This window comes from Actinomadura vinacea (assembly GCF_039532545.1).
GTDB lineage: Bacteria > Actinomycetota > Actinomycetes > Streptosporangiales > Streptosporangiaceae > Spirillospora > Spirillospora vinacea.
In genome coordinates, this window is the sequence record NZ_BAAARW010000005.1 from 283805 (window position 1) to 305397 (window position 21593).

General features: G+C 70.8%; 18 protein-coding genes and 1 tRNA gene. 14 read left to right on the forward strand and 5 right to left on the reverse strand.

The window, feature by feature from the left end; translation table 11 throughout:
* Window positions 1–30: 30 nt before the first annotated feature.
* Window positions 31–924 (forward strand): hypothetical protein, encoded by an 894-nt coding sequence (locus tag ABD340_RS07890; protein ID WP_344587927.1) that lies wholly within the window; start codon window positions 31–33, stop codon window positions 922–924.
* A gap of 128 nt (window positions 925–1052) precedes the next feature.
* On the opposite strand, the gene ABD340_RS07895 is transcribed toward ABD340_RS07890, so the two are convergent.
* Entirely contained in the window at window positions 1053–1769 is a 717-nt protein-coding gene (locus ABD340_RS07895) for a helix-turn-helix domain-containing protein (RefSeq protein ID WP_344587928.1), read from the reverse strand.
* Window positions 1770–1840: 71 nt separating this feature from the next.
* Here ABD340_RS07895 and ABD340_RS07900 point away from each other — a divergent pair, with 71 nt between their 5' ends.
* Together ABD340_RS07900 and pyk are read left to right on the forward strand one after the other, a co-directional pair.
* On the forward strand, window positions 1841–2395 hold the full coding sequence (locus tag ABD340_RS07900) for a type 1 glutamine amidotransferase domain-containing protein (RefSeq protein WP_344587929.1): 555 nt from the start codon (window positions 1841–1843) through the stop codon (window positions 2393–2395).
* 119 nt (window positions 2396–2514) lie between these two features.
* Window positions 2515–3954, forward strand: a complete 1440-nt coding sequence (pyk, locus tag ABD340_RS07905; RefSeq protein WP_344587930.1) for a pyruvate kinase — start codon at window positions 2515–2517, stop codon at window positions 3952–3954.
* Between the two features lie 138 nt (window positions 3955–4092).
* Here the strand turns inward: pyk and ABD340_RS07910 are convergent, their stop codons facing one another.
* Together ABD340_RS07910 and ABD340_RS07915 are read right to left on the reverse strand one after the other, a co-directional pair.
* Window positions 4093–4875, reverse strand: coding sequence for a helix-turn-helix domain-containing protein (locus tag ABD340_RS07910; RefSeq protein ID WP_344587931.1), 783 nt, complete (start codon window positions 4873–4875; stop codon window positions 4093–4095).
* A gap of 61 nt (window positions 4876–4936) precedes the next feature.
* Window positions 4937–5011 (reverse strand) — tRNA-Leu (locus ABD340_RS07915).
* A 104-nt stretch (window positions 5012–5115) separates the two neighbouring features.
* Here ABD340_RS07915 and ABD340_RS07920 point away from each other — a divergent pair.
* The 6 genes from ABD340_RS07920 (at window position 5116) to ABD340_RS07945 (ending at window position 11227) form a co-directional block, all read left to right on the forward strand.
* The gene (locus ABD340_RS07920) at window positions 5116–5733 is read left to right on the forward strand and encodes an ANTAR domain-containing response regulator (protein WP_344587932.1); all 618 of its coding nucleotides are present in this window, start codon (window positions 5116–5118) and stop codon (window positions 5731–5733) included.
* 349 nt (window positions 5734–6082) lie between these two features.
* Window positions 6083–7255 carry a branched-chain amino acid ABC transporter substrate-binding protein gene (locus ABD340_RS07925; RefSeq protein ID WP_344587933.1) on the forward strand — a complete coding sequence of 391 codons (1173 nt, stop codon included), beginning with the start codon at window positions 6083–6085 and terminating at the stop codon, window positions 7253–7255.
* A 109-nt stretch (window positions 7256–7364) separates the two neighbouring features.
* Window positions 7365–8330 carry a branched-chain amino acid ABC transporter permease gene (locus tag ABD340_RS07930; RefSeq protein ID WP_344587934.1) on the forward strand — a complete coding sequence of 322 codons (966 nt, stop codon included), beginning with the start codon at window positions 7365–7367 and terminating at the stop codon, window positions 8328–8330.
* A complete protein-coding gene (locus tag ABD340_RS07935) occupies window positions 8327–9499 on the forward strand; it encodes a branched-chain amino acid ABC transporter permease (protein ID WP_344587935.1) in 1173 nt (390 codons plus the stop codon). The genes ABD340_RS07930 and ABD340_RS07935 overlap by 4 nt, the downstream gene beginning before the upstream one ends.
* A 251-nt stretch (window positions 9500–9750) precedes the next feature.
* Window positions 9751–10491 carry an ABC transporter ATP-binding protein gene (locus tag ABD340_RS07940; protein WP_344588091.1) on the forward strand — a complete coding sequence of 247 codons (741 nt, stop codon included), beginning with the start codon at window positions 9751–9753 and terminating at the stop codon, window positions 10489–10491.
* The gene (locus ABD340_RS07945) at window positions 10481–11227 is read left to right on the forward strand and encodes an ABC transporter ATP-binding protein (RefSeq protein ID WP_344587936.1); all 747 of its coding nucleotides are present in this window, start codon (window positions 10481–10483) and stop codon (window positions 11225–11227) included. The genes ABD340_RS07940 and ABD340_RS07945 overlap by 11 nt, the downstream gene beginning before the upstream one ends.
* Window positions 11228–11300: 73 nt before the next feature.
* On the opposite strand, the gene ABD340_RS07950 is transcribed toward ABD340_RS07945, so the two are convergent.
* Window positions 11301–11849, reverse strand: a complete 549-nt coding sequence (locus tag ABD340_RS07950) for a DUF4352 domain-containing protein (protein WP_344587937.1) — start codon at window positions 11847–11849, stop codon at window positions 11301–11303.
* 251 nt (window positions 11850–12100) lie between these two features.
* Window positions 12101–12535, reverse strand: coding sequence for a PaaI family thioesterase (locus tag ABD340_RS07955; protein WP_344587938.1), 435 nt, complete (start codon window positions 12533–12535; stop codon window positions 12101–12103).
* A gap of 44 nt (window positions 12536–12579) precedes the next feature.
* Here ABD340_RS07955 and polA point away from each other — a divergent pair, with 44 nt between their 5' ends.
* The 5 genes from polA (at window position 12580) to ABD340_RS07980 (ending at window position 21580) form a co-directional block, all read left to right on the forward strand.
* Window positions 12580–15291, forward strand: a complete 2712-nt coding sequence (gene polA, locus ABD340_RS07960; protein ID WP_344587939.1) for a DNA polymerase I — start codon at window positions 12580–12582, stop codon at window positions 15289–15291.
* A gap of 290 nt (window positions 15292–15581) precedes the next feature.
* Window positions 15582–16706 (forward strand): polysaccharide deacetylase family protein, encoded by a 1125-nt coding sequence (locus tag ABD340_RS07965; RefSeq protein ID WP_344587940.1) that lies wholly within the window; start codon window positions 15582–15584, stop codon window positions 16704–16706.
* 256 nt (window positions 16707–16962) lie between these two features.
* A complete protein-coding gene (gene rpsA, locus ABD340_RS07970) occupies window positions 16963–18435 on the forward strand; it encodes a 30S ribosomal protein S1 (RefSeq protein WP_344587941.1) in 1473 nt (490 codons plus the stop codon).
* 698 nt (window positions 18436–19133) lie between these two features.
* Window positions 19134–21092: an endonuclease/exonuclease/phosphatase family protein gene (locus ABD340_RS07975; protein ID WP_344587942.1), complete on the forward strand. Its 1959-nt coding sequence runs from the start codon at window positions 19134–19136 to the stop codon at window positions 21090–21092.
* Complete coding sequence (locus tag ABD340_RS07980; protein WP_344587943.1) at window positions 21089–21580, forward strand: GNAT family N-acetyltransferase; 492 nt, start codon at window positions 21089–21091, stop codon at window positions 21578–21580. The genes ABD340_RS07975 and ABD340_RS07980 overlap by 4 nt, the downstream gene beginning before the upstream one ends.
* Window positions 21581–21593 lie beyond the last annotated feature (13 nt).

Below are 21593 nucleotides of genomic sequence, written 5' to 3' on the forward strand. Positions count from 1 at the left end.
GCCGCGCCCGGCCCCACTAGCGTGAGGCCCATGAACGCCAGAACGCCGCACGCCAGAACACTGCACGCCGAGGACCTGGACGCCGCCGAGGAGTTCCTCCGGCTCAACGCGCGGCTCATCGACCGGCACCGCTTCGCCTACCACTTCCGCGGCGGCCCCGTCGAGGCGGTCGCGGCGGCGCTGCGACCGTACGAGAACCCTGACGGCGGCTACGGCCACGCTCTCGAACCCGACCTGCGCGGCGAGGCCAGCCAGCCGGTCCCCGCCCAGCACGCCCTGGAGATCCTGCACGAGGCGGGTCTGGACGGCGACCCCGCCGTCCAACGGATCGGCGACTTCCTGACCGCCATCACCCGTCCCGACGGGGGAGTGCCCTTCGTGCTGCCGACGGTACGGGACGCCCCGCGCGCCCCCTGGTGGCAGACCCCGGACGACCCGCCGTCCAACATCAACCCCACCGCCACCCTGGCGGGCCTGCTGCACCTGATGAAGGCCGACCACCCGTGGCTCGGGCCCGCGACCGAGTACTCCTGGGCCTACCTGGAGAAGGAGGGCAACGAGCCCGGCCCCTACGACGCCCTCGCGATCTGGACCTTCTTGGAGCACGTGCCCGACCGCACACGCGCCGAGACCGTTCTCGAACGCGTCCGCGACGCACTCCTCCCCCACGTCGCCCTCGAACCGGACGGGGAGGGCCACTCGCCCCTCGACTTCGCCCCCGCTCCCGGCGGCCTCGGCCCCCGCCTCTTCGACGGCGCCCTGATCGAGGCCCACCTCGACGCGCTGATCGACGCCAGGCTCGACGACGGCGGCTGGACGGTCGGCTTCCCGTTCTTCACGCCCGTCACCGAACCCGAATGGCGTGGGTACGTCACCGTCGAACGGCTCAAGACCCTCCGCGCCTACGGGAGGCTCGAACCCTGAAAGCCGAGGACGTCGGCAGGGCTCCGCCCTCAACGGCCGCGAGCCGCTCGCTGAGCCGCCGCGGCCTGCCGGCCGCCCCTCGGGTCTGACAAAGTCTGATAGGCGTTGTAAGGCCGTTTCAGCGCGCCCTAGAGCAGCTCCCGGATCGTCGCCCCGGACAATCCGCGCACCTCATTGGCCATATGGGCCTGATCTGCATAGCCCGCGGCATACGCCACGTCCGCGAGCGGCCGGCCCGCCCGCGCCAGCGCCAGCGCCCGCTGGAAACGCAGGATCCGCTGCAACGTCTTGGGGCCGTACCCGAACGCGGCGAGCGCACGCCTGCGCAACTGCCGCTCGCTCACGCCCAGCCCCTCGGCCACCGCGCGCACCGACGCCCCTTCCAGACGCGCCATCAGACCCGGCACGAGCGGATCGGGCCCCTCCGTCATACGAGCGCGCACCGCACCCGCGAGCACCGCGGCACGGTCCCCTGCGTCCACCAGCGCCTCGCCCAGGCGATCCGCGTCCGCGCCCCACAGTTCCCGCAACGGCACCCTGCCGTCCCGCATCGCGTCCGCGGGCACGCCCAGCACCGGCGGCGCCGTTCCGGGACGCAGCCGCACGCCCACCAGCAGCTCGCCCGGCTCCAGCCTCGCCGGCATCGGCCCGGTGTCGGGCCCCGCCACCATCACCTCCGCGCGGCGCGCCCACCAGATCACGTCCACGCACCCGTCCGGCACCACGCGCTGCACCAGCGGCGCAGGCGCCCCGGCCGGATGCCCATGCGTCCACAGGCACGCGAAAACCGTCCCCGGCGGCGCAGCCGACTCGCGATAACGCAGGGCGTCCATGCCTTCCTGCATACCACCCGCCTGGACGGGCAGTCCCCCCAATGAAGACCCCAAGAGGGACCAAAGAGGGAGAGGACACCGACATGGCCACCGACCTGAAGGGAAAGAGCATCGCGTTCCTGGTCGCGCCCGAGGGCACCGAACAGGTCGAGCTCACCGAACCCTGGCACGCCGTCGAGCACGCCGGCGGGCAGGCCCGCCTGGTCTCCACCCAATCCGGCCGCATCCAAGGCTTCCACCACCTCGACAAGGCCGACCACTTCGACATCGACACCACCGTCGACGTCTCCGACCACACCGAGTTCGACGGCCTCGTCCTCCCGGGCGGCGTCGCCAACCCCGACTTCCTGCGCATCCAGCCCAAGGCCGTCGCCTTCGTCAAGGGCTTCTTCGACGCCGGCAAGCCCGTCGCCGCCATCTGCCACGCCCCCTGGACGCTCATCGAGGCCGACGTGGTGCGCGGCCGCCGGCTCACCTCCTGGCCCAGCCTCCGGACCGACCTGCGCAACGCCGCCGCCGACTGGGTCGACGAGGAGGTCGTCACCTGCCGGAACGGCCCCAACACGCTCGTCACCAGCCGCAAGCCCGACGACCTCAAGGCGTTCTGCCAGGCCGCCGTGGAGATCTTCAAGGGCTGAGCCGGAGCGCCCGCGGAACCCGTGGTCTAGACCCTTGAGCTAGACCACCGGGTTAATCTTTCGCGACCGTATCCTGCATGAATATCCGTACTGGCAGGTAACTAAGTAGCGTTGTGCGCGTGACCCGTCGAGCGAAGATCGTCAGCACCATCGGCCCCGCCTGCTCCAGCGACGAGCGGATCCACGCCCTCGTCGAGTCCGGCGTCGACGTCGCCCGGCTCAACATGAGCCATGGTGAGCACGCCGGCCACGAAGAGGTCTACCACCGGATCCGGGCCGCCTCCACCGCCACCGGCCGCGGCGTCGGCATCCTCGCCGACCTCCAGGGCCCCAAGATCCGCATCGGGCGGTTCCCGGACGGGCCGGTACGGCTCACCCTCGGCGACGAGTTCACCATCACCACCGAGGACGTCCCCGGCACCCGCAAGGAGGTCTCCACCACCTACGAGGGCCTCCCCGGCGACGTCGGCGCCGGCGACACCGTCCTCATCGACGACGGCCGCGTCGCCCTGCGCGTCCTGGAGGTCGACGGCCCCCGCGTCCGCACCACCGTCGAGGTCGGCGGCATGGTCTCCGACAACAAGGGGCTCAACCTCCCCGGCGTCCCGGTCAGCGTCCCCGCCCTCACCGACAAGGACGAGGCCGACCTGCGCTGGGCGCTGCGCCTCGGCGTCGACATGGTCGCGCTCTCCTTCGTCCGCACCCCCGCCGACGCCGACATCTGCTACCAGATCATGGAGGAGGAGGGCGTCCGCGTCCCGCTGATCGGCAAGATCGAGAAGCCGCAGGCCGTCGACCTCCTGCCCGAGATCGTCGCCGCCTTCGACGGCATCATGGTCGCCCGCGGCGACCTCGGCGTCGAACTGCCCCTCGAGCAGGTCCCGATCGTCCAGAAGCGCGCCATCGAGCTCTGCCGCGAGAAGGCCCGCCCGGTCATCGTCGCCACCCAGATGCTCGAATCCATGATCTCCGCGCCCCGTCCCACCCGCGCCGAGACCTCCGACGTCGCCAACGCCGTCTTCGAGGGCGCCGACGCCGTCATGCTCTCCGGCGAGACCAGCGTCGGCCAGTACCCGATCGAGTCGGTGCAGACCATGAGCCGCATCGTCTCCACCGCCGAGAAGGCCGCCCTGCAGGCCACCCACACCCTCGACCGCATGCCCGAGACCGTCGGCGGCGCCATCGCCCGCGCCGCCGCCGAGGTCGGCGCCATCATCGAGGCCGAGGCCCTGGTCGCCTTCACCATGTCCGGCGAGACCGCGCGCCGCCTGTCCCGCTACCGCTCCCCGATCCCGCTGCTGGCCTTCACCTCCGTCCCCGCCGTCCGGGGCCGGCTCGCCCACGTGTGGGGCGTGGAGACGCACATCGTCCCGTTCGCCAACCACACCGACGAGATGGTCCGCCAGGTCGAGCAGGGCCTGCTGGAGTCGGGACGCTGCCAGAAGGGCGACAAGGTCGTGATCGTCGCGGGCTCCCCGCCCGGAACCCCGGGCTCCACCAACGCCCTGCGCGTCCACCGGATCGGCGACGCCATAGCCCAGGCCGCCGCCACCTCCTGACCGCACCCTCCTCCGGGACGGCCTCGGCCGCCCCAGAGGAGGCGCTCCGTTGCGGTAGAAAACTGCCACGATGGACGTCCCCGATGCCACGCGGACTCGGGGCATCGTCCGCACACTTCGGTCGGGCGCTCCTCCCGGTCAGTGCTTCGGGCCGACGAACTCGTCCAGCCGAGCGACCGCGTCGCGCTTGGCGATGGAGATGTTCTTGCGGTTCATCTGCGTCCAGGGGATGCCGAGGCGGTCAAGAGCGTCGGTGAAGAGCCGCTGGATGTCGGACGACACATTGGTGAAGTTGTAACGGGGGTACTCGTACCAGTGATCCCCGTCCTTGAGCTTGCGCCGCACCCGATTCGTCCCGCGCCAGCCGTCCGAGTGGAGCAGGCCGCGGACGAACTCTTCGCTGAACTCATCGACGATCTCTTGCTGCCAACCCGCCAGCTCGATCTTCCGCGTGTGCTTCATGCCGGGCCCATGCTGCGGAAACAGGCACGTCCAGTGCTTGGAGTGGCTGTTGACCTCGGTACATCCTTCGCGGGGGATGAAGCGGATCTTGTTTTCGGGGCGTACCGCGCGGATTGAGTCCGCGCATTCTTGCATCAAGCCGGGCCAGGCGTTCGCGCAGATCACCCGGAGGGCCCACACACTCTTCGCGGGATCGCCGACAGGGCTGATGCAGCCGTCGCCGAGGTAGAGGCCCAGAAGGTGGGAGTATGCGCCGGGTGGGTCGGGCGGACGTGGTAGTTCGGCGCAGCGAGGGCAATCTCTGGGGCCACCCACATAGAGGTCACGGCCTTGCTCGACCCTCAACCGCCATTCGCGGATCGCGTAGCGGGAGACACCGGTTCGGCGGCTCACCTCGCTGAGGGTGAGCCCTTGGTCGAGCATGACCAGAACGCGGTTGCGCATCGTGATGTCGTACATGCGCAGAGTGTTGCAGCGGGGGATGACAAAATCGCCGCCCAGTGGGGGCGGGGTCGCCTTGTGCCCCGGGTGGGACTCGAACCCACACTTTACGGTGTTTGAGACCGCTCCCTACTGCCTATTGGGGTACCGGGGCTGGGTATCTAACTTGGGATGAATCGTACATCCCGGCCGTGAAGCGTCCATCGATTTTCAGCGGTGGACCTGACCGAGACCAGGGTAGCGGGTCCCGGTAGTCTCGTGGGCGTGACGGAGAGCGCTCGGCGAGTTGTGATCGCAGAAGACGAGGCCCTGATCCGGCTGGATCTCAAGGAGATGCTGCAGGAGGACGGCTACGACGTCGTCGGCGAGGCCGGGGACGGGGAGGCCGCCGTCCGGCTGGCCGCCGAGCAGCGACCCGATCTGGTCATCCTGGACGTCAAGATGCCCATCCTGGACGGCATCTCGGCGGCCGAGCGGATCTCCGCCGAGCGGATCGCGCCCGTGGTCATCCTCACCGCGTTCTCCCAGCGCGAGCTCGTCCAGCGGGCCACCGAGGCCGGGGCCATGGCCTACCTCGTCAAGCCGTTCAGCAAGACCGACCTGGCGCCCGCGATCGAGATGGCGGTCAGCCGTTACACCGAGCTGCGCGCGCTGGAGGCCGAGGTCGCCGACCTCCAGGACCGGCTGGAGACGCGCAAGGTCGTGGACCGCGCCAAGGGGCTGCTGCAGCAGGCCAACGGTTGGAGCGAGCCGGAGGCGTTCCGGTGGATCCAGAAGACGTCGATGGACCGCCGGCTGACGATGCGCGCGGTCGCCGACGCGGTCGTGGCGGGCGCGCTCGGCAAGCCGGGCGGTGAAGGGTCCGCTCCGTCCTGACCTGGCCGCGAAAGTGCCGTTCTCTGGTGATAACGGGACCGTGCTGTGATCGGGCCGTGACCGCGTCGCGCCGCCCGCAGGGGGGTCCGTGGACGCCCGGGCGCGCCGGTCGCCTTCTCGGCAGGAGTGTTCACCCTCCGTGATCGTCCCTGGCCGGGACCGGATTCGATGAGCACGGAGCCGTAACGAACGAGTAACCCTTCTGCCCGGGGGTGCTGATCTCGGACGGCCTGACGGTGTACGACAGACCTGCTCCCTGACTGACCGGTTTCTCCAGAAGAGACACCGGGCGTCGGGGCATGACTCGTACCCGATCCCCTCCCGGATCCGGATGGAAAGGTTGGGCACCTTGCGGCGCAACATGATGAGGCTTACCGGTGCGGTGGCGGTGAGCGCGATGCTGACGCTCGGCGCCGCCGCGTGCGGCAGTGGCGACGACGGCTCGGGTAGTGGCAACGAGGTCACGATCGGGATGATGGGTGACCTCACCGGTGAGAACTCCGGCCTGGTGATCCCGCCCAAGAACGGCGCTCAGCTGGCGATCGACCAGTACAACGCGACCAACCCCAAGGTCAAGATCAAGCTGAAGACCTATGACAGCCAGGGCAAGCCGGAGCAGGCGACCACCCTGGTGCAGGGCGCGATCAAGAACGACAAGATCGCGGGCCTGATCGGCCCGGCGTTCTCCGGCGAGTCGCAGAGCACCGGCCCCATCCTGGAGGAGGCCAAGGTCCCGAGCGTGTCGCCGTCGGCGACCCAGATCACGCTCGCGGAGAAGAACTGGAAGTTCTGGCACCGCGTGGTGGCGGACGACGCCGTGCAGAGCGCCGGCGCCGGCGAGTTCATCATGAACCAGCTGAAGGCCAAGAAGGTCTACACGGTCCACGACAACCAGGACTACGGCAAGGGCCTGGCCGACAGCATCGGCAAGGCGGTGACGGCTAAGGGCGCCCAGGTCCAGACCGACCCGGTGGACGACAAGGCCACCGACTACTCCTCCACCGTCAACAAGATCAAGCAGTTCAACCCGGACGTGGTCTACTACGGCGGCTACTACTCGGTCGCGGGCCGGCTGTTCAAGCAGCTGCGCGAGGCGGGCGTCAAGGCCAAGCTGATGTCGGGCGACGGCTCCCTGGCGACCGGCCTGATCGAGGGCGCGGGCCAGCAGAACGCGCAGGGCGCGATGCTCAGCTGCGGCTGCCTGATCGACGAGTCGGGCACGACCAACGCCAAGGCGAAGAAGTTCGCCGCCGACTACCAGGCCAAGTTCAACACCCCGGTGGCGATCTACTCCGGTGAGGGCTTCGACGCGGCCAGCGCGTTCATCGAGGCGGTCAAGGCCGGCAACACCGAGCCGGAGAAGATCAACCAGTTCCTCTCCTCGGTCAGCTTCGAGGGCGTCGGCAAGCCGATCAAGTTCGCCCCCAACGGCGAGCTCGCCTCCCAGGACATCTACGTGTACCAGGTGAAGGACAACAAGCTGCCGCTGCTCGGCAACACCAAGGAGGCCAAGGTCGAGTAGGGGACGGTCTCGCCTTCTCGACCATCGCGCGCCTCCACGAGGCGCCCTGTAGGCGCGGGAGCGGGAGCGCCGGGTGCGCTCCCGCTCCTTTTCACAAAGGCGACCAAAGGTGTTCGACGACTTCATTAGTACTTTCTGGCCGTACACCATCGACGGCCTGGCGCTCGGGGCGATCTACGCCCTGGTGGCGCTCGGCTACACGATGGTCTACGGCGTGCTGCGGCTCATCAACTTCGCCCACGCAGAGATCTGGATGGTGGGGACGTTCGCGGCCCTGGGCACCGTCCAGCTGATGGGCGTGTCCAGCGTGGGCGGGTTCGCCCTCATCGGTGTGGTGGTGGTGATGGCGGTGGTGGCCGCCGCGGTCTCCGGCGGCAGCGCGATGTTGCTGGAGATGGTGGCCTACCGTCCGCTGCGCAAGAAGGGCGCCTCCCGGCTGGCGGCGCTGATCTCGGCGATCGGCGCCTCGATCTTCCTGCAGCAGCTGTTCGCCACGGTGATCATCCCGAGGGTGTTCGGCAAGTCCGAGGCGCAGGGCAAGCTGCCGGTGGACGAGCACTTCGTGCAGCGCACCGACGTCATCGACATCGGGCCGATCGTGATCAGCAACGACAAGTTGATCGTGTTCCTCGGCGCGGTGCTGATGATGGTCGCGCTGGACCAGTTCGTGAACCGGACCAAGCTCGGCCGCGGGATCCGCTCGACCGCGCAGGACCCCGAGACCGCGGTGCTGATGGGCGTCAACATCGACCGGGTGGTGTCGGCGACGTTCCTGGTCGGCGGCGCGATGGCCGGTGTGGCGGCGGCGCTGTACTTCCTGCGTTTCGAGCAGGCGTGGTACTTCGCGGGCTTCCTGCTCGGCATCAAGGCGTTCACGGCGGCGGTGCTCGGCGGGATCGGCAACATCCGCGGGGCGCTGGTCGGCGGGTTCGCCCTCGGGCTGTTCGAGATGTACGGCTCGAGCATCTTCGGTTCGCAGTGGCGGGACGTCGTCGCGTTCTCCGTGCTGATCCTGGTTCTCATGTTCCGTCCCACCGGAATCCTCGGTGAGTCTCTCCAGCAGGCGCGCGCATGAACCTCAAGAAGAATGATGGCAAGGGCGCCCTCGGCGGCGGCCTCGGGACGGCGCTGGACACGGTCCGGGACCGGTGGGCGGTGGCGCCCGGTCCGGTTCGGTGGCTGGTGTACGCGCTGCTGATCGTCGGCGCGCTGCTCCTGCCGAGCGAGTCGATCGGCTCGTTCATGGCGCCGTCGGGCGCGGACTGGTCGAGCATGCTGAGCGACCAGATCGGGATCTACATCCTGCTGGCGCTGGGCCTGAACGTGGTCGTCGGCATGGCGGGCCTGCTGGACCTGGGCTACGTGGCGTTCTACGCGGTCGGCGGGTACACGATCGGCATCTTCGGCACCAAGTACGGCTGGAGCTTCTGGGAGGTGCTGGTCCTCGCGATCCTGCTGTCGGCGCTGTCCGGGGTGATCCTGGGCGGGCCGACGCTGCGGCTGCGCGGCGACTACCTGGCGATCGTGACGCTGGGTTTCGGTGAGATCGTCAAGAAGACCGTGAACAACAGCGACTACGTCAACGGGCCCCGGGGCATCCAGGGGATCCCGCGTCCGCCGTCGCTGTCGGAGTTCGAGATCCTCGGCGTGCAGCCGTTGAAGTACGGGTTCCTGGACTCGCGGCCGTACTACTACCTGCTGGTGTTCTTCATCGTGGTCACGATCGTCTTCGTGAAGCGGCTGGAGCACAGCCGGGTGGGCCGGTCGTGGGCGGCGATCCGGGAGGACGAGGACGCCGCCGAGTTGATGGGCGTGCCGACGTTCCGGTTCAAGCTGGCCGCGTTCGCGATCGGCGCGGCGATCGGCGGCAGCGGCGGCGTGGTGTTCGCGGCCAAGCAGACCTCGATCAATCCGGAGAACTTCGTGTTCCTGGTGTCGGCGCTGATCCTGGCGTCGGTGGTGCTGGGCGGTTCGGGCAACATGCCGGGCGTGATCCTGGGCGCGTTCGTGCTGGCCTGGCTGCCCGAGCGGCTGCGGCTGTCGGAGGACTACCGGATGCTGCTGTTCGGCGCCGCGCTGGTGATCATGATGGCGGTCCGTCCGGAGGGGCTGTGGCCGTCGCGGCAGCGCAAGGCGGAGCTGGCCGAGGGCACCGGAGGAATGGGCAGTATGGGAGCCGAGGTGGCCGGTCCCGGCGGGACCGGTGGCGGCGCGGCCGGTTCGGCCACGGAGGTGGGCAAGTGAGCGCGGACGAGAGGCCGGAGGCGGAGCCGGACGAGACCGCCGCGGACGCGACCGCCGCGGACGCGACCGCCGCGGACGCGACCGCCGCGGACGCGACCGGCACGGAGAAGGCCGGCACGGAGAAGGCCGGCACGGAGAAGGCCGGCACGGAGAAGGCCGCCGCGGCCCCGGCCGCCGGCGGCGGGACCGCCCGGGAGACGGGCGCCGAGGGCGTGGCGGGTGAGCCGGTGCTCGACCTGCGCAAGGTGACGATGCGCTTCGGCGGCGTCGTGGCGCTGAACCAGGTCGAGTTGACGATCGGCCAGGGCGAGATCTTCGCGCTTATCGGCCCCAACGGGGCGGGCAAGACCACGGTGTTCAACGTGACCACCGGCGTCTACCGTCCCACCGAGGGGCAGGTCGTCTTCGGCGGCAGGCGCATCGACGGCAAGAAGCGATTCGCGGTGACCAAGCTCGGCGTGGCCCGCACGTTCCAGAACGTGCGGCTGTTCCAGAACATGACGGCGCTGGAGAACGTGCTGGTGGGAGCCGACGCGCACCACCGCACGGGCTTCGTCGGGGCGGGCCTGGGCCTGCCCTGGCATCGCAAGGAGGAGCGCGAGGGCAGGGAGAAGGCCCGTGAGCTGCTGGAGTTCGTGGGCATCCCGCACCGGGTGGAGGAGGCGGCCAAGAACCTGCCGTACGGCGACCAGCGGCGGCTGGAGATCGCCCGGGCGCTGGCCACCGATCCGCGGCTGCTGCTGCTCGACGAGCCCGCGGCGGGCATGAACCCCGCGGAGAAGATCGCGTTGCAGGAGCTCATCCGCAAGATCCGCGACTCGGGCCGGACCGTGCTGCTGATCGAGCACGACATGGGCCTGGTGATGGGGATCAGCGACCGGATCGCGGTGCTGGACTTCGGGCAGAAGATCGCCGAGGGCCGGCCGGCCGACGTGCAGAACGACCCGCGGGTCATCGAGGCGTACCTGGGGGCTCCGGCCGATGCTTCTTGAGATCAGGGACATCCACGTCCACTACGGCAAGATCGCGGCGCTCAAGGGCGTCTCGGTCGAGGTCGGCGCCGGTGAGATCGTCACGCTGATCGGCGCCAACGGTGCGGGGAAGACGACCACGCTCAAGACGATCTCGGGGCTGCGGCCGCTGTCGTCGGGTTCGATCGTGTTCGACGGCGCGGACATCAGCCGGACCCCCGGCCACAAGCGCGTGCTCGCGGGGATCGGCCAGGCGCCCGAGGGCCGGGGGATCTTCCCCGGCATGTCGGTGGAGGAGAACCTCCTCATGGGCGCCTATGCCCGGAAGGGGGACTTCAGCGCCGAGCTCAAGGAGGCCTACGAGCTGTTCCCGCGCCTAGGTGAGCGCAAGGGCCAGGCGGGCGGCACGATGTCGGGCGGCGAGCAGCAGATGCTGGCGATCGGGCGGGCCCTGATGGCCAAGCCCAAGGTGCTGCTGCTGGACGAGCCGTCGATGGGTCTGGCGCCCAAGCTGGTGCAGCAGATCTTCTCGATCATCCAGGAGATCAACCGGCGCGGCACCACGGTGCTGCTGGTGGAGCAGAACGCGCAGCAGGCGTTGCAGATCGCGCATCGGGCGTACGTTCTCGAGACCGGGCGGGTGGTCAAGGCGGCGCCGGCGGCCGAGCTGCTGGACGATCCGGAGGTCCGCGCGGCCTACCTGGGCGGCGACCTGGGCGAGGCGGCGGCGGGCGTGGACGACGACGCGTCCCGCTGAGCGGGCCCGTGCCGGACGCGCGTCGCCGTCCGGCACGGGCCCCGGCCCGGTGCGGCTCCCACGGGGAGTCCGTCTAGGGGAGCTCGATCTCGGCGCCGGGCGGGTCGGAGACCGCGCCGACCGGGGGCGAGCCGAACAGGCGCACGCCCTTTACCGGGGTGTTCCCGGGGACGTCGTACCAGAGGTCGAACTCGGCGCGCATCGCGGCGCCCACCGACAGCCGTTCCGGCTGCCGCTTGATCATGGTGGCGCTCATGTCGGGGACGTGCGCGCGGCCGTCGGTGGTGAGGAGCACCTGCTTCCAGGTGTCGAAGACCTGGATGTCGCGGCCCCGGTTGACGGCCAGCAGCCGTACCCGGACGTACCTGCCCTTGGAACGTCTGTCGGCGTGGGTGCCGAGGATCTCGCGGATGCCGTCCCGGTAGCCGAGGACGGTGAACTCCAGGTCGGCGCTGCGGCCCGTCCGGCCGCGGATGGCCTGTTCGCCGTCGCGAACGCGTTCGGGCGGTACGGCGTAGACGGGCGCGGGGTCGGGCTCGGAGGCGGAGCAGGCCGGCAGCGCGGCCGCCGCCAGCGCCGCGGCGGCGCAGCCGGCCCTGAGGCGTGCGATCGCCGGTCTCATGGCCCGAACGTAAGGCGGTCCGCCGCGCCGGTGAACGGCGTGACCGGATCCGGGCACCCGGGCAGGCGGATACGCGGACGTACAGAGGCCCAGGACCACCTTTGGGGCCGCGCGAACCTTCCCCGGACACGCACGTTGTCTACTCGGTGATCCCGGGCCGTTCCCAGGCACGTTACCGACCGTTCGCCGTCCGACGCAAAGAAAGTCCGATATTCGGTGCAAACCCCACCAAAATCCTGGAACGCTCCTGGTCAGGCCGTCGAGGGCTTGTCGCGGAGCATGCAGGTGATCCTGGCCGTGCAGACCCGGCGGTCCCGGTCATCGCTGATCACGACGTCGTAGGTGGCGAGCGTCCGCCCGCCGTGCGCCCGGGTGGCGACCCCGGTGACCCAGCCCGCCTCGGCCGCGCGGTGGTGGGTGGCGCTGATCTCGATGCCCATCGCGATCCGTTCCGGCCCGGCGTGCAGCGCCGAGCCGACCGACCCCAGGGACTCGGCGAGCACGCAGGACGCCCCGCCGTGCAGCAGCCCGTACGGCTGGGTGTTGCCCTTGACCGGCATCCGGCCGACCACCCGCTCCGGCGAGGCCTCCAGGTACTCGATCCCCATCGCCTCCGCCAGATCGCCGTACGCCCCGCCGCCGGCGCTCTCCACCACCGCGGCGAGATCCCGCTGCTCCTCGGTCATCAAGCCTCCCTCGAACTGTCGTACGCGCAGACTAGAGTCCTGGTGTGGCGACCACAGCAACGACCCCTGACAAGAATGACCGGCTTCTCCTGCTCGACGGCCACTCGCTGGCCTACCGCGCGTTCTTCGCGCTGCCCGTGGAGAACTTCAGCACCACCGACGGCCAGCCCACCAACGCGGTGTACGGCTTCACCTCGATGCTGATCAACGTGCTGCGCGACGAGGAGCCCACCCATATCGCGGTGGCCTTCGACCGCTCCGAGCCCACCTTCCGGCACGAGCAGTACGTCGAGTACAAGGCCGGCCGGCAGAAGACGCCCGACGAGTTCCGCAGCCAGGTCAGCCTGATCTTCGAGGTGCTCGACGCGCTGCGCGTCCCGCGGCTGTCGGTGGCCGGCTTCGAGGCCGACGACATCATCGCCACGCTGTCGGTCCAGGCCACAGAGGCCGGTATGAAGACCCTGATCGTGACCGGCGACCGGGACGCCTTCCAGCTGGTCAACGACGACGTCACCATCCTCTACCCGGTCCGCGGCGTCTCCGAGCTGGCCCGGATGGACCCGGCCGCCGTCCAGGCCAAGTACGGGGTGCCGCCCGAGCGCTACCGCGAGCTGGCGGCGCTGGTGGGGGAGACCAGCGACAACCTGCCCGGGGTGCCCGGCGTCGGCCCCAAGACCGCCGCCAAGTGGCTCACCAAGTACGACGGCCTCGACGCGCTGGTCGAGCAGGTCGAGGAGATCAAGGGCAAGGCCGGCGACAACCTGCGCGAGCACCTCGGCCAGGTGCTGCGCAACCACCAGATCAACAAGCTCGACTGCGAGGTCGGGCTGGAGCTGGCGCCGCCGCAGCTGTCGATGGGCCAGTGGGACCGCGAAGAGATCCACACCCTGTTCGACTCGCTGCAGTTCCGGGTGCTGCGCGAGCGGCTGTACGCCACGCTGTCGCCCGCCGAGCCGGAGGCCGACGAGGGCTTCGAGGTCGACCGGCAGCGGCTGGAGCCCGGCGCCCTGGCCTCCTGGCTGGACGACAACACCGGGCCCGGGCACCGCACCGGCGTGGCCCTCACCGGCTCCTGGGGGCGCGGCACCGGCGAGGTCACCGCCATCGCGCTCGCCTCCACGCGGCCCGGGGAGTCCGGCACGCCCGCCGTCCACCTCGACCCGGCCGCGCTGAACGAGGACGACGAGCGGGCCCTGGCCGCCTGGCTGGCCGACGAGTCCCTGCCCAAGGCGCTGCACGAGGCCAAGGGGCCGATCCTGGCGCTGGCCGCCCGCGGCATGGAGCTGCGCGGCCTGACCAGCGACACCGCGCTGGCCGCCTACCTCGCCCTGCCCGGCCAGCGCACCTTCGACCTGGCCGACCTCGTCCTGCGCTACCTGCACCGCGAGCTGCGCGCCGAGGCCGACGACTCCGGCCAGCTCACCATCGACGGGTCCGGCGAGGAGGAGGCCGCCGACGACCTGGCCGTGCGCGCCCGCGCCGTCGCCGAGCTGGCCGACATCCTCGACCAGGACCTGGAGAAGCGCGGCGCCACCCGGCTGCTGCGCGAGGTCGAGCTGCCGCTGGTGGGCGTCCTGGCCGACATGGAGCGCGCCGGGATCGCCGTCGACGCCGAGCGGCTGGCCTCGCTGGAGGCGACCCTGGCCGGCCAGGAGAAGGAGCAGGAGCAGCTCGCCCACGCGGCCGTCGGGCGCGAGTTCAACCTGGGCTCTCCCAAGCAGGTCCAGCAGGTGCTGTTCGACGAGCTCGGGCTGCCCAAGACCAAGCGCACCAAGACCGGCTACACCACCGACTCCGAGGCCCTCACCAACCTGGCCGCCAAGGACCCGCACCCCGTCCTCGACCACATCCTGCGCTGGCGCGAGGTGTCCAAGCTCAAGAGCATCGTGGCCTCGCTGATCCCGATGGCCGACGACGCCGGGCGCATCCACACCACGTTCAACCAGATGGTCGCCGCGACCGGCCGGCTGTCGTCCACCGACCCCAACCTGCAGAACATCCCGATCCGCACCGCCGAGGGCCGCCAGATCCGCGAGGGGTTCGTGGTCGGCCCCGGCTACGAGTCGCTGCTCACCGCCGACTACAGCCAGATCGAGCTGCGGATCATGGCGCACCTGTCGGAGGACGAGGCCCTCCTGGAGGCGTTCCGGGCCAAGGCCGACTTCCACACCATCACCGCCTCCCGCGTGTTCGGCCTGCCGCCCGAGCAGATCGACCCCGAGCTGCGCGCCCGGATCAAGGCGATGAACTACGGCCTCGCCTACGGCCTGTCGGCCTACGGGCTCTCCCAGCAGCTGCGCATCTCGCCCGACGAGGCGCGCGGCCTGATGGAGGAGTACTTCCAGCAGTTCGGCGGCGTCCGCGACTACCTGCGCGACGTCGTCGCCAAGGCCCGCCAGGACGGCTACACCGAGACCATCCTCGGCCGCCGCCGCTACCTGCCCGACCTCAACTCCGACAACCGCCAGCGCCGCGAGATGGCCGAGCGGATGGCGCTGAACGCCCCCGTCCAGGGTTCGGCCGCCGACATCGTCAAGGTCGCCAGCCTCAACGTCGACCGCGCCCTGCGCGAGCACGGCCTGCGCTCCCGCATGCTCCTGCAGGTGCACGACGAGCTGGTGTTCGAGGTCGCCGCGGGCGAGCAGGGCACGCTGGAGTCCCTGATCCGCGAGCAGATGGCCGGCGCCTACGAGCTCCGCGCCCCCCTGGAGGTGTCCATGGGCACCGGCCAGACCTGGCAGGACGCCGCCCACTGATCCGCGCCCGCGGGTGCTCGGGCAGAGCGTGATGCAAGGCTTGTTGGGGTTCGTCCCCGGGCCGCCGAGACGGCTTCCGCGATGGTCGTGAGAGGTGTTCGCGGCCAGGGGGCCAGCCGCCACGCGGGCCGCTCGGTCAAGGCGTGGATTGATCATGGTCATCGGGCGGTTTCAGTGGGCGCGATACCGGGTTGTGGGAGATCATGTCCGGGTACGGCGAGTCCTGTCCGCTTGGTTCCGGGGCGCCGTGCGCCGTTTCGGCTCTGTTGGCGCTGATCGACGGGAGACCCGTGCCACTCCTACACAAGATCGCCGCAGCTGTCGTGGTCGTCGCCGTGGCCCTCGGGCTCTGGCTGCCGGACGAACGGCCGGGTGCGCCGAGCGCCGGCGCGGCCCGCGCGGGAGACAGGGAACCGGTGCCGGTGGGCCCGGCCGGCAAGGCGCGCCCGGGCGAGCGGCCCGGCGCGTCGCAGCCCGGGCCGCGCCCCACCGCCGCGGCTTCGGCCGTCGGCACGGTCGGCCCGGCGACGCCCGCCGCCGCGGCCGCCAGCGCCAACGAGCTCGGCCAGGTCCCGGTGCTCATGTACCACCGGATCGTCGCCAAGCCCACCCTGACCCTGGACCGCACGATCAAGGAGTTCCGCGAGGAGCTGGTGCGGCTGGCCACGGGCGGGTACGTGCCGATCACCGCCGGCGAGTTCGTCAGCGGCCGGATCAACGTGCCCGCGGGCAAGCACCCCGTCGTGCTGACCTTCGACGACAGCACGCCCGAGCAGTTCGCGCTCGACCCGCAGGGGCGGCCCAAGCCCGACACGGCGGTGGGGATCCTCCAGGACGTCGCCCGACAGTACCCGGGGTTCCGGCCCACCGCGACGTTCTACCTGAACAAGGAGCTGTTCGGCCTCGCCGGGCAGGAGGCCGCGGGGCTGCGGTGGCTGCAGCAGAACGGGTTCGAGCTCGGCAACCACACGCTGACCCACAAGGACCTCTCCCAGCTGTCCAAGAAGGACGTGCAGAAGGAGATCGGCGACATCGAGGCCAAGATCGTCTCCTTGACCGGGCGGAACACCACGACGCTGGCCTACCCCTTCGGGTCCGAGCCCGACAAGCGGTCGTGGGCGGAGAAGAAGGACGGCTCCTACTCCTTCCAGGGCGTCTTCCTGGCGGGATGGAAACCCTCAGAATCGCCCTACGCCGAGGACTTCGACCGGCTGGCCATCGCCCGTGTACGCTCGGAGGGCAAGATCAAGGAGAATGACTGCACGCGGTTCTGCTCCACCGCCTGGCTCGAGGAGCTGGAGAAGAACCCGGCGACGCGGTACACCTCGGACGGTGATCCGAACACGATCACCTTCCCGCGGTCGGAGGAGGACCGGCTGGCCAAGCGACTGCGCGGGAACGGGCGGATCTACTGAGCCCACCGCGGGCGCCGGGCCGGAGGCGCCGGGCGTACCGATTGACCACGCGGTCTCGGTCCCATATGCTGATCGCTGCGCTGTGGGCTTGTGCGCGCTTCGGACGGAGCAAGCTCGCGCTCGGTCAGGTCGACATCGGTTTCTCTGACGCGGCGGTCCCCGCCTCGTTCCTTTTTCCGGTCTTCGGCAGGGCGGATAACGGCCCTCCGCGCAGTACAGGCAACTACGCATGTCCGTATCCGGAGCCAGCCGACACATGACGAGCAGCACCGAGGCAACCTCGACCACCCCGCAGGTAGCGGTCAACGACATCGGGTCCGAGGAAGCCTTCCTCGCAGCGATCGACGAGACCATCAAGTACTTCAACGACGGCGACATTGTAGAAGGCACTGTCGTCAAGGTCGATCGTGACGAGGTCCTCCTCGACATCGGCTACAAGACCGAGGGCGTCATCCCCTCGCGCGAGCTGTCCATCAAGCACGACGTCGACCCGAACGAGGTCGTGACCGTCGGCGATCACGTCGAAGCCCTGGTCCTCCAGAAGGAGGACAAGGAGGGTCGGCTGATCCTGTCCAAGAAGCGCGCCCAGTACGAGCGCGCCTGGGGCACGATCGAGAAGATCAAGGACGAGGACGGCATCGTCACCGGCACGGTCATCGAGGTCGTCAAGGGCGGCCTCATCCTCGACATCGGCCTGCGCGGCTTCCTGCCCGCCTCGCTGGTGGAGATGCGCCGGGTGCGCGACCTGCAGCCGTACGTCGGCCGCGAGCTCGAGGCCAAGATCATCGAGCTGGACAAGAACCGCAACAACGTGGTGCTGTCCCGCCGCGCCTGGCTGGAGCAGACGCAGAGCGAGGTCCGCCAGACCTTCCTCAACACCCTGCAGAAGGGCCAGGTCCGCAAGGGCGTCGTCTCCTCGATCGTCAACTTCGGCGCGTTCGTCGACCTTGGCGGCGTGGACGGCCTGGTGCACGTCTCCGAGCTGTCCTGGAAGCACATCGACCACCCCTCCGAGGTCGTCGAGGTCGGCCAGGAGGTCACCGTCGAGGTCCTGGACGTCGACATGGAGCGCGAGCGGGTCTCGCTGTCGCTCAAGGCGACCCAGGAAGACCCGTGGCAGCAGTTCGCCCGCACCCACCAGATCGGCCAGGTCGTGCCGGGCCGCGTCACCAAGCTGGTGCCGTTCGGCGCGTTCGTCCGGGTCGAGGAGGGCATCGAGGGCCTGGTGCACATCTCCGAGCTGGCCGAGCGCCACGTGGAGATCCCCGAGCAGGTCGTCCAGGTCGGCGACGAGATCTTCGTGAAGATCATCGACATCGACCTCGACCGGCGCCGGATCAGCCTGTCGCTCAAGCAGGCCAACGAGAGCGCCGCGGGCATCGAGGAAGAGGACTTCGACCCGACGCTCTACGGCATGCCCGCCGAGTACGACGAGCAGGGGAACTACAAGTACCCCGAGGGCTTCGACTCCGAGACCGGCGAGTGGCTCGAGGGCTACGACACCCAGCGCGAGACCTGGGAGCGGCAGTACGCCGAGGCCCGGTCCCGCTTCGACGCCCACCGCAAGCAGATCGAGGAGGCCCGCAAGGCCGAGGCGGAGGCCGACACCACCGCCCCGTCCGGCGAGACCTCCTACTCTGGCGGCGGCGGCGAGGAGACCTCCGGCGGGGCCCTGGCCACCGACGAGGCCTTGGCCGCGCTCCGCGAGAAGCTGTCCGGCGGTCAGTGATCCGGACCGCCGCCCGGCGGTGACCGCCCCCGGGCGCGGTCAGCACTGAGGCGCACGCCTTCACGGTCGCGCGCCGTCCCATGAGGGACGGCGCGCGACCGCTGTTTGCGCCACCCGACCACCGAGAGGGCCCACCGCCGAACCGCGCGTCGCGATGCGTTCGCCCCGTAGGCCGGTTCCGCGACCGCGGGGCGCAGGGCGATGATCGCCGGCGGCGAGTCCGGCCGGGTCGGCGACCGCTGTTCTGACGTCGCGGGCACGAGGCTGATGATCAGATGGGCGGCACGCCCGCACGGGTGTGTTCCCGGCCACGGCGCGCTGCGTTCGCTACCGGCTCGCTCGTGTGACGGTGAATGATCGACGACGGCCGGGCGGGTTCCAGTCGGCCGCCGCGACGCGTGTCGCGCGTGTTCGGGGAGATCGTGCCGCGCCGGGGCCGTCCGGGCTCTAGGCTCTGGGACGGGGCTGGGGCCTGGAGCCTGTCCAGGACCGCTCCAGAGCCGATCCAGAGCCGCCATGGACCCGCCGGGGCCGTGCGTCCGCACGGTCTGCGGTACGGTCCGGGAGGTTTGTCCGGACCTGGCGTGAGTTCTGGGAGGTTGCGCGACGCGCGGCCCCGACGCTCGTCTCGCCGCCCGGTACGCGCGATCATTGGGTCGGCTCGCTCGTTCCGCTCGTCCCCGGGAGCATCCGTTCAATTGGCCAGCACAGATACCAGCACAGGAATAAGCAGCAGGACCGGCGAACCGGCCGGGCCGCCCATCGTCCCGCAGGGGCCGGCGCGGCTCGCGCTGATCGCGGTCACGGTGGCGGTGCTCGCGCAGACCCTGCGCTTCGCGCTGCCCCAGTACGACCACTTCGCCGACCAAGCGGGCACCGCTGTCGCGGGCGCCGTGCTGCTGGCGGTCTATCTCGCGGGTCTGACCGGCCCGCTGATCCGGCGCGCCGCCGGGCCGCGCGGCCTGCTGCTGGCCGGGGTCGGCGGGCTGCTGGCCGTCCGGCTGCTGGCGCAGGCGCTGACCCCGCAGACCTGGCTGGCGCTCGTGGGCACCGCCGTCGGCATGATCGCGGTGGGCGCGCTGTACGAGGGCGCCCGCGGCCTGTCGGGTGTGGGCTTCGCCACCGCCACGGTCGCGGGCCTGTCGATCGACGGCGCGGTGCGGATGGCGTTCGCGACGTGGGACGCCTCGTGGCGCTCGGGGATCGCCCCGTGGCTGGCCTGCCTGCTGTTCGTCGGCCTGGGCGCCGCGGCCCTGTACCGGGAGCTGTCCTCGGGGGCGGTGGCGCCGCCGGGGGTCTCGTGGCGGGACGCGTTCGGCGCGGCCGCGTTCGGGCCGTTCCTGGCGTTGCAGGTGCTGGTGCTGTCCAGTCCGGCGTTCGTGGCGTCTTCCGGCTGGCAGTCGCTCACCGGCGCGCACGTGGTGATCGTGATCGGGCAGGGGCTGGCGCTGGCGTTCCTGGCGTCCGGGCTGGCGGTGCGGGCGGTGCCCGGCGGTGTGTGCGTGCTGGGCGGGACGCTGCTGGGCGTGGGCGCCGGGGCGATCGCCGGAACGTACGCGGTCGCCGGCATCGAGGTCGTCCCGGTCGTGATCGTCGGCCAGGTGCTGTCGGCGTGGCTGCTGGCGGTGGCGTGCCGGGCTCCGCTGCGCCGGGCGGGGGCCGGCGGGCCGGTGTGGCGGGTCGACGTGGGCGCCGCGACCGGCGGCCTGCTGGTCGGGCTGATCCTGGTGTCGTACCAGGTGAGCGCGATGGAGCCGCTGCCGTTCCCGAACAACCTGCTGCCCGGCCTGGCGGGCGTGCTGCTCGGCGCGCTGGCCGCGATCGCCGCCGCCCGGGGCGGGCCGCTGCCGGCCCGGGCGCCGCTGCGGGCGCTGACGGCGGGCGCCGCCGCGCTGGCCCTGCTGCTCGGCACGGCGGTCTTCACCGTGGCCGGGCCGGACGGCGAGGCCAAGGCGGCCCCGGCGAACGGCCGGATCCGGGTGGTCAGCTACAACGTCCACGACGCCGTGGGCCCGACCGGGCGCCTGAACCCGGAGGCGATCGCGTCGACGATCGAGGCGCAGCGCCCGGACGTGGTGCTGCTGCAGGAGGCCGGGCGCGGCTCGCTGCTGTCCGGGACGACCGACGTGGGGGTGTGGCTGTCGCGGCGGCTCGGGATGAAGCTGCTGTGGGGGCCGGCCGCCGACGGGCAGTTCGGCAACGCGATCCTGACCTCGCTGCCGGTGGAGCGGTCGGGGACGGGCCGCATGCCCAAGGGCGACTGGTCGCAGATCCGCGGCTACGTGTGGGCGCGTGTCCGGGTCGGTGCGAAGACGCTGGACGTGTGGTCGACGCACCTGGAGGGCGGTTCCGACCAGGGGGACGAGCGCGCCCGGGAGGTCGCGGGGCTGCTGCGGGCCTGGGGCGGCGCGCCCCGGACGATCATCGCCGGCGACTTCAACGCCGAGCCGGGCAGCGCGGAGATCTCGCGGATGCTGGACGGCACCGAGCTGCGCAGCGCCGCGCCGAGCGGGGACCCGTCGCCGACCACCGGGGACGGCCGCCGGGTCGACTGGATCTTCGGCACCGACGATCTGCTGTTCGGCGACTACGACGTGCCGCGGACGCCGGCGTCCGACCACTATCCGGTCACGGTGACCGTCCGGATCGGGCGGTGAGCGGACCGGAGGTCTCGATCGAGCGGGCCGGCCCCGACGACGCGGGCGAGATCCTGACCGTGCAGCGCGCGGCGCACGTGACCGAGGCCCAGCTCTACGGCGACCCGTTCATCCCGCCGCTGGTCGAGTCGTTCGACCAGGTGCGCAAGGTGCTGGCGGGTGACGCGGTGGTGCTCAAAGCAATGGCGGGACGGCGCCTGGTGGGCGCCGTCCGCGCCCGGTTCAGCGACCACACCTGCCTGGTGGGCCGCCTGGTGGTGGCGCCCGACATGCAGGGCCGCGGCATCGGGGAGCGGCTCATGCGGGCGCTCGAGGACGAGGTCGCGGACCGCGCCGACGCGTGCGTGCTGTTCACCGGCCACCTGGGCGAGGACGACCTCCGGCTCTACCGGCGGCTGGGTTACAAGGAGACCCATCGGGAACGGGTCGCGGCCCATCTCACCCTCGTGCACATGCGCAAGGCCCTCGCGCCCCCGGCCGAAGGCTGACCCTCCGCCGCCG

Bases quoted from the DNA above. Each gene is read 5' to 3' on its own strand.
- ABD340_RS07910 (WP_344587931.1), bottom strand. From the start codon at position 4,875: ATGTACGACATCACGATGCGCAACCGCGTTCTGGTCATGCTCGACCAA.
- ABD340_RS07950 (WP_344587937.1), bottom strand. From the start codon at position 11,849: ATGAGACCGGCGATCGCACGCCTCAGGGCCGGCTGCGCCGCCGCGGCG.
- ABD340_RS07945 (WP_344587936.1), top strand. From the start codon at position 10,481: ATGCTTCTTGAGATCAGGGACATCCACGTCCACTACGGCAAGATCGCG.
- ABD340_RS07900 (WP_344587929.1), top strand. From the start codon at position 1,841: ATGGCCACCGACCTGAAGGGAAAGAGCATCGCGTTCCTGGTCGCGCCC.
- ABD340_RS07895 (WP_344587928.1), bottom strand. From the start codon at position 1,769: ATGCAGGAAGGCATGGACGCCCTGCGTTATCGCGAGTCGGCTGCGCCG.
- rpsA (WP_344587941.1), top strand. From the start codon at position 16,963: ATGACGAGCAGCACCGAGGCAACCTCGACCACCCCGCAGGTAGCGGTC.
- ABD340_RS07890 (WP_344587927.1), top strand. From the start codon at position 31: ATGAACGCCAGAACGCCGCACGCCAGAACACTGCACGCCGAGGACCTG.
- ABD340_RS07940 (WP_344588091.1), top strand. From the start codon at position 9,751: ATGCGCTTCGGCGGCGTCGTGGCGCTGAACCAGGTCGAGTTGACGATC.
- ABD340_RS07955 (WP_344587938.1), bottom strand. From the start codon at position 12,535: ATGACCGAGGAGCAGCGGGATCTCGCCGCGGTGGTGGAGAGCGCCGGC.
- ABD340_RS07935 (WP_344587935.1), top strand. From the start codon at position 8,327: ATGAACCTCAAGAAGAATGATGGCAAGGGCGCCCTCGGCGGCGGCCTC.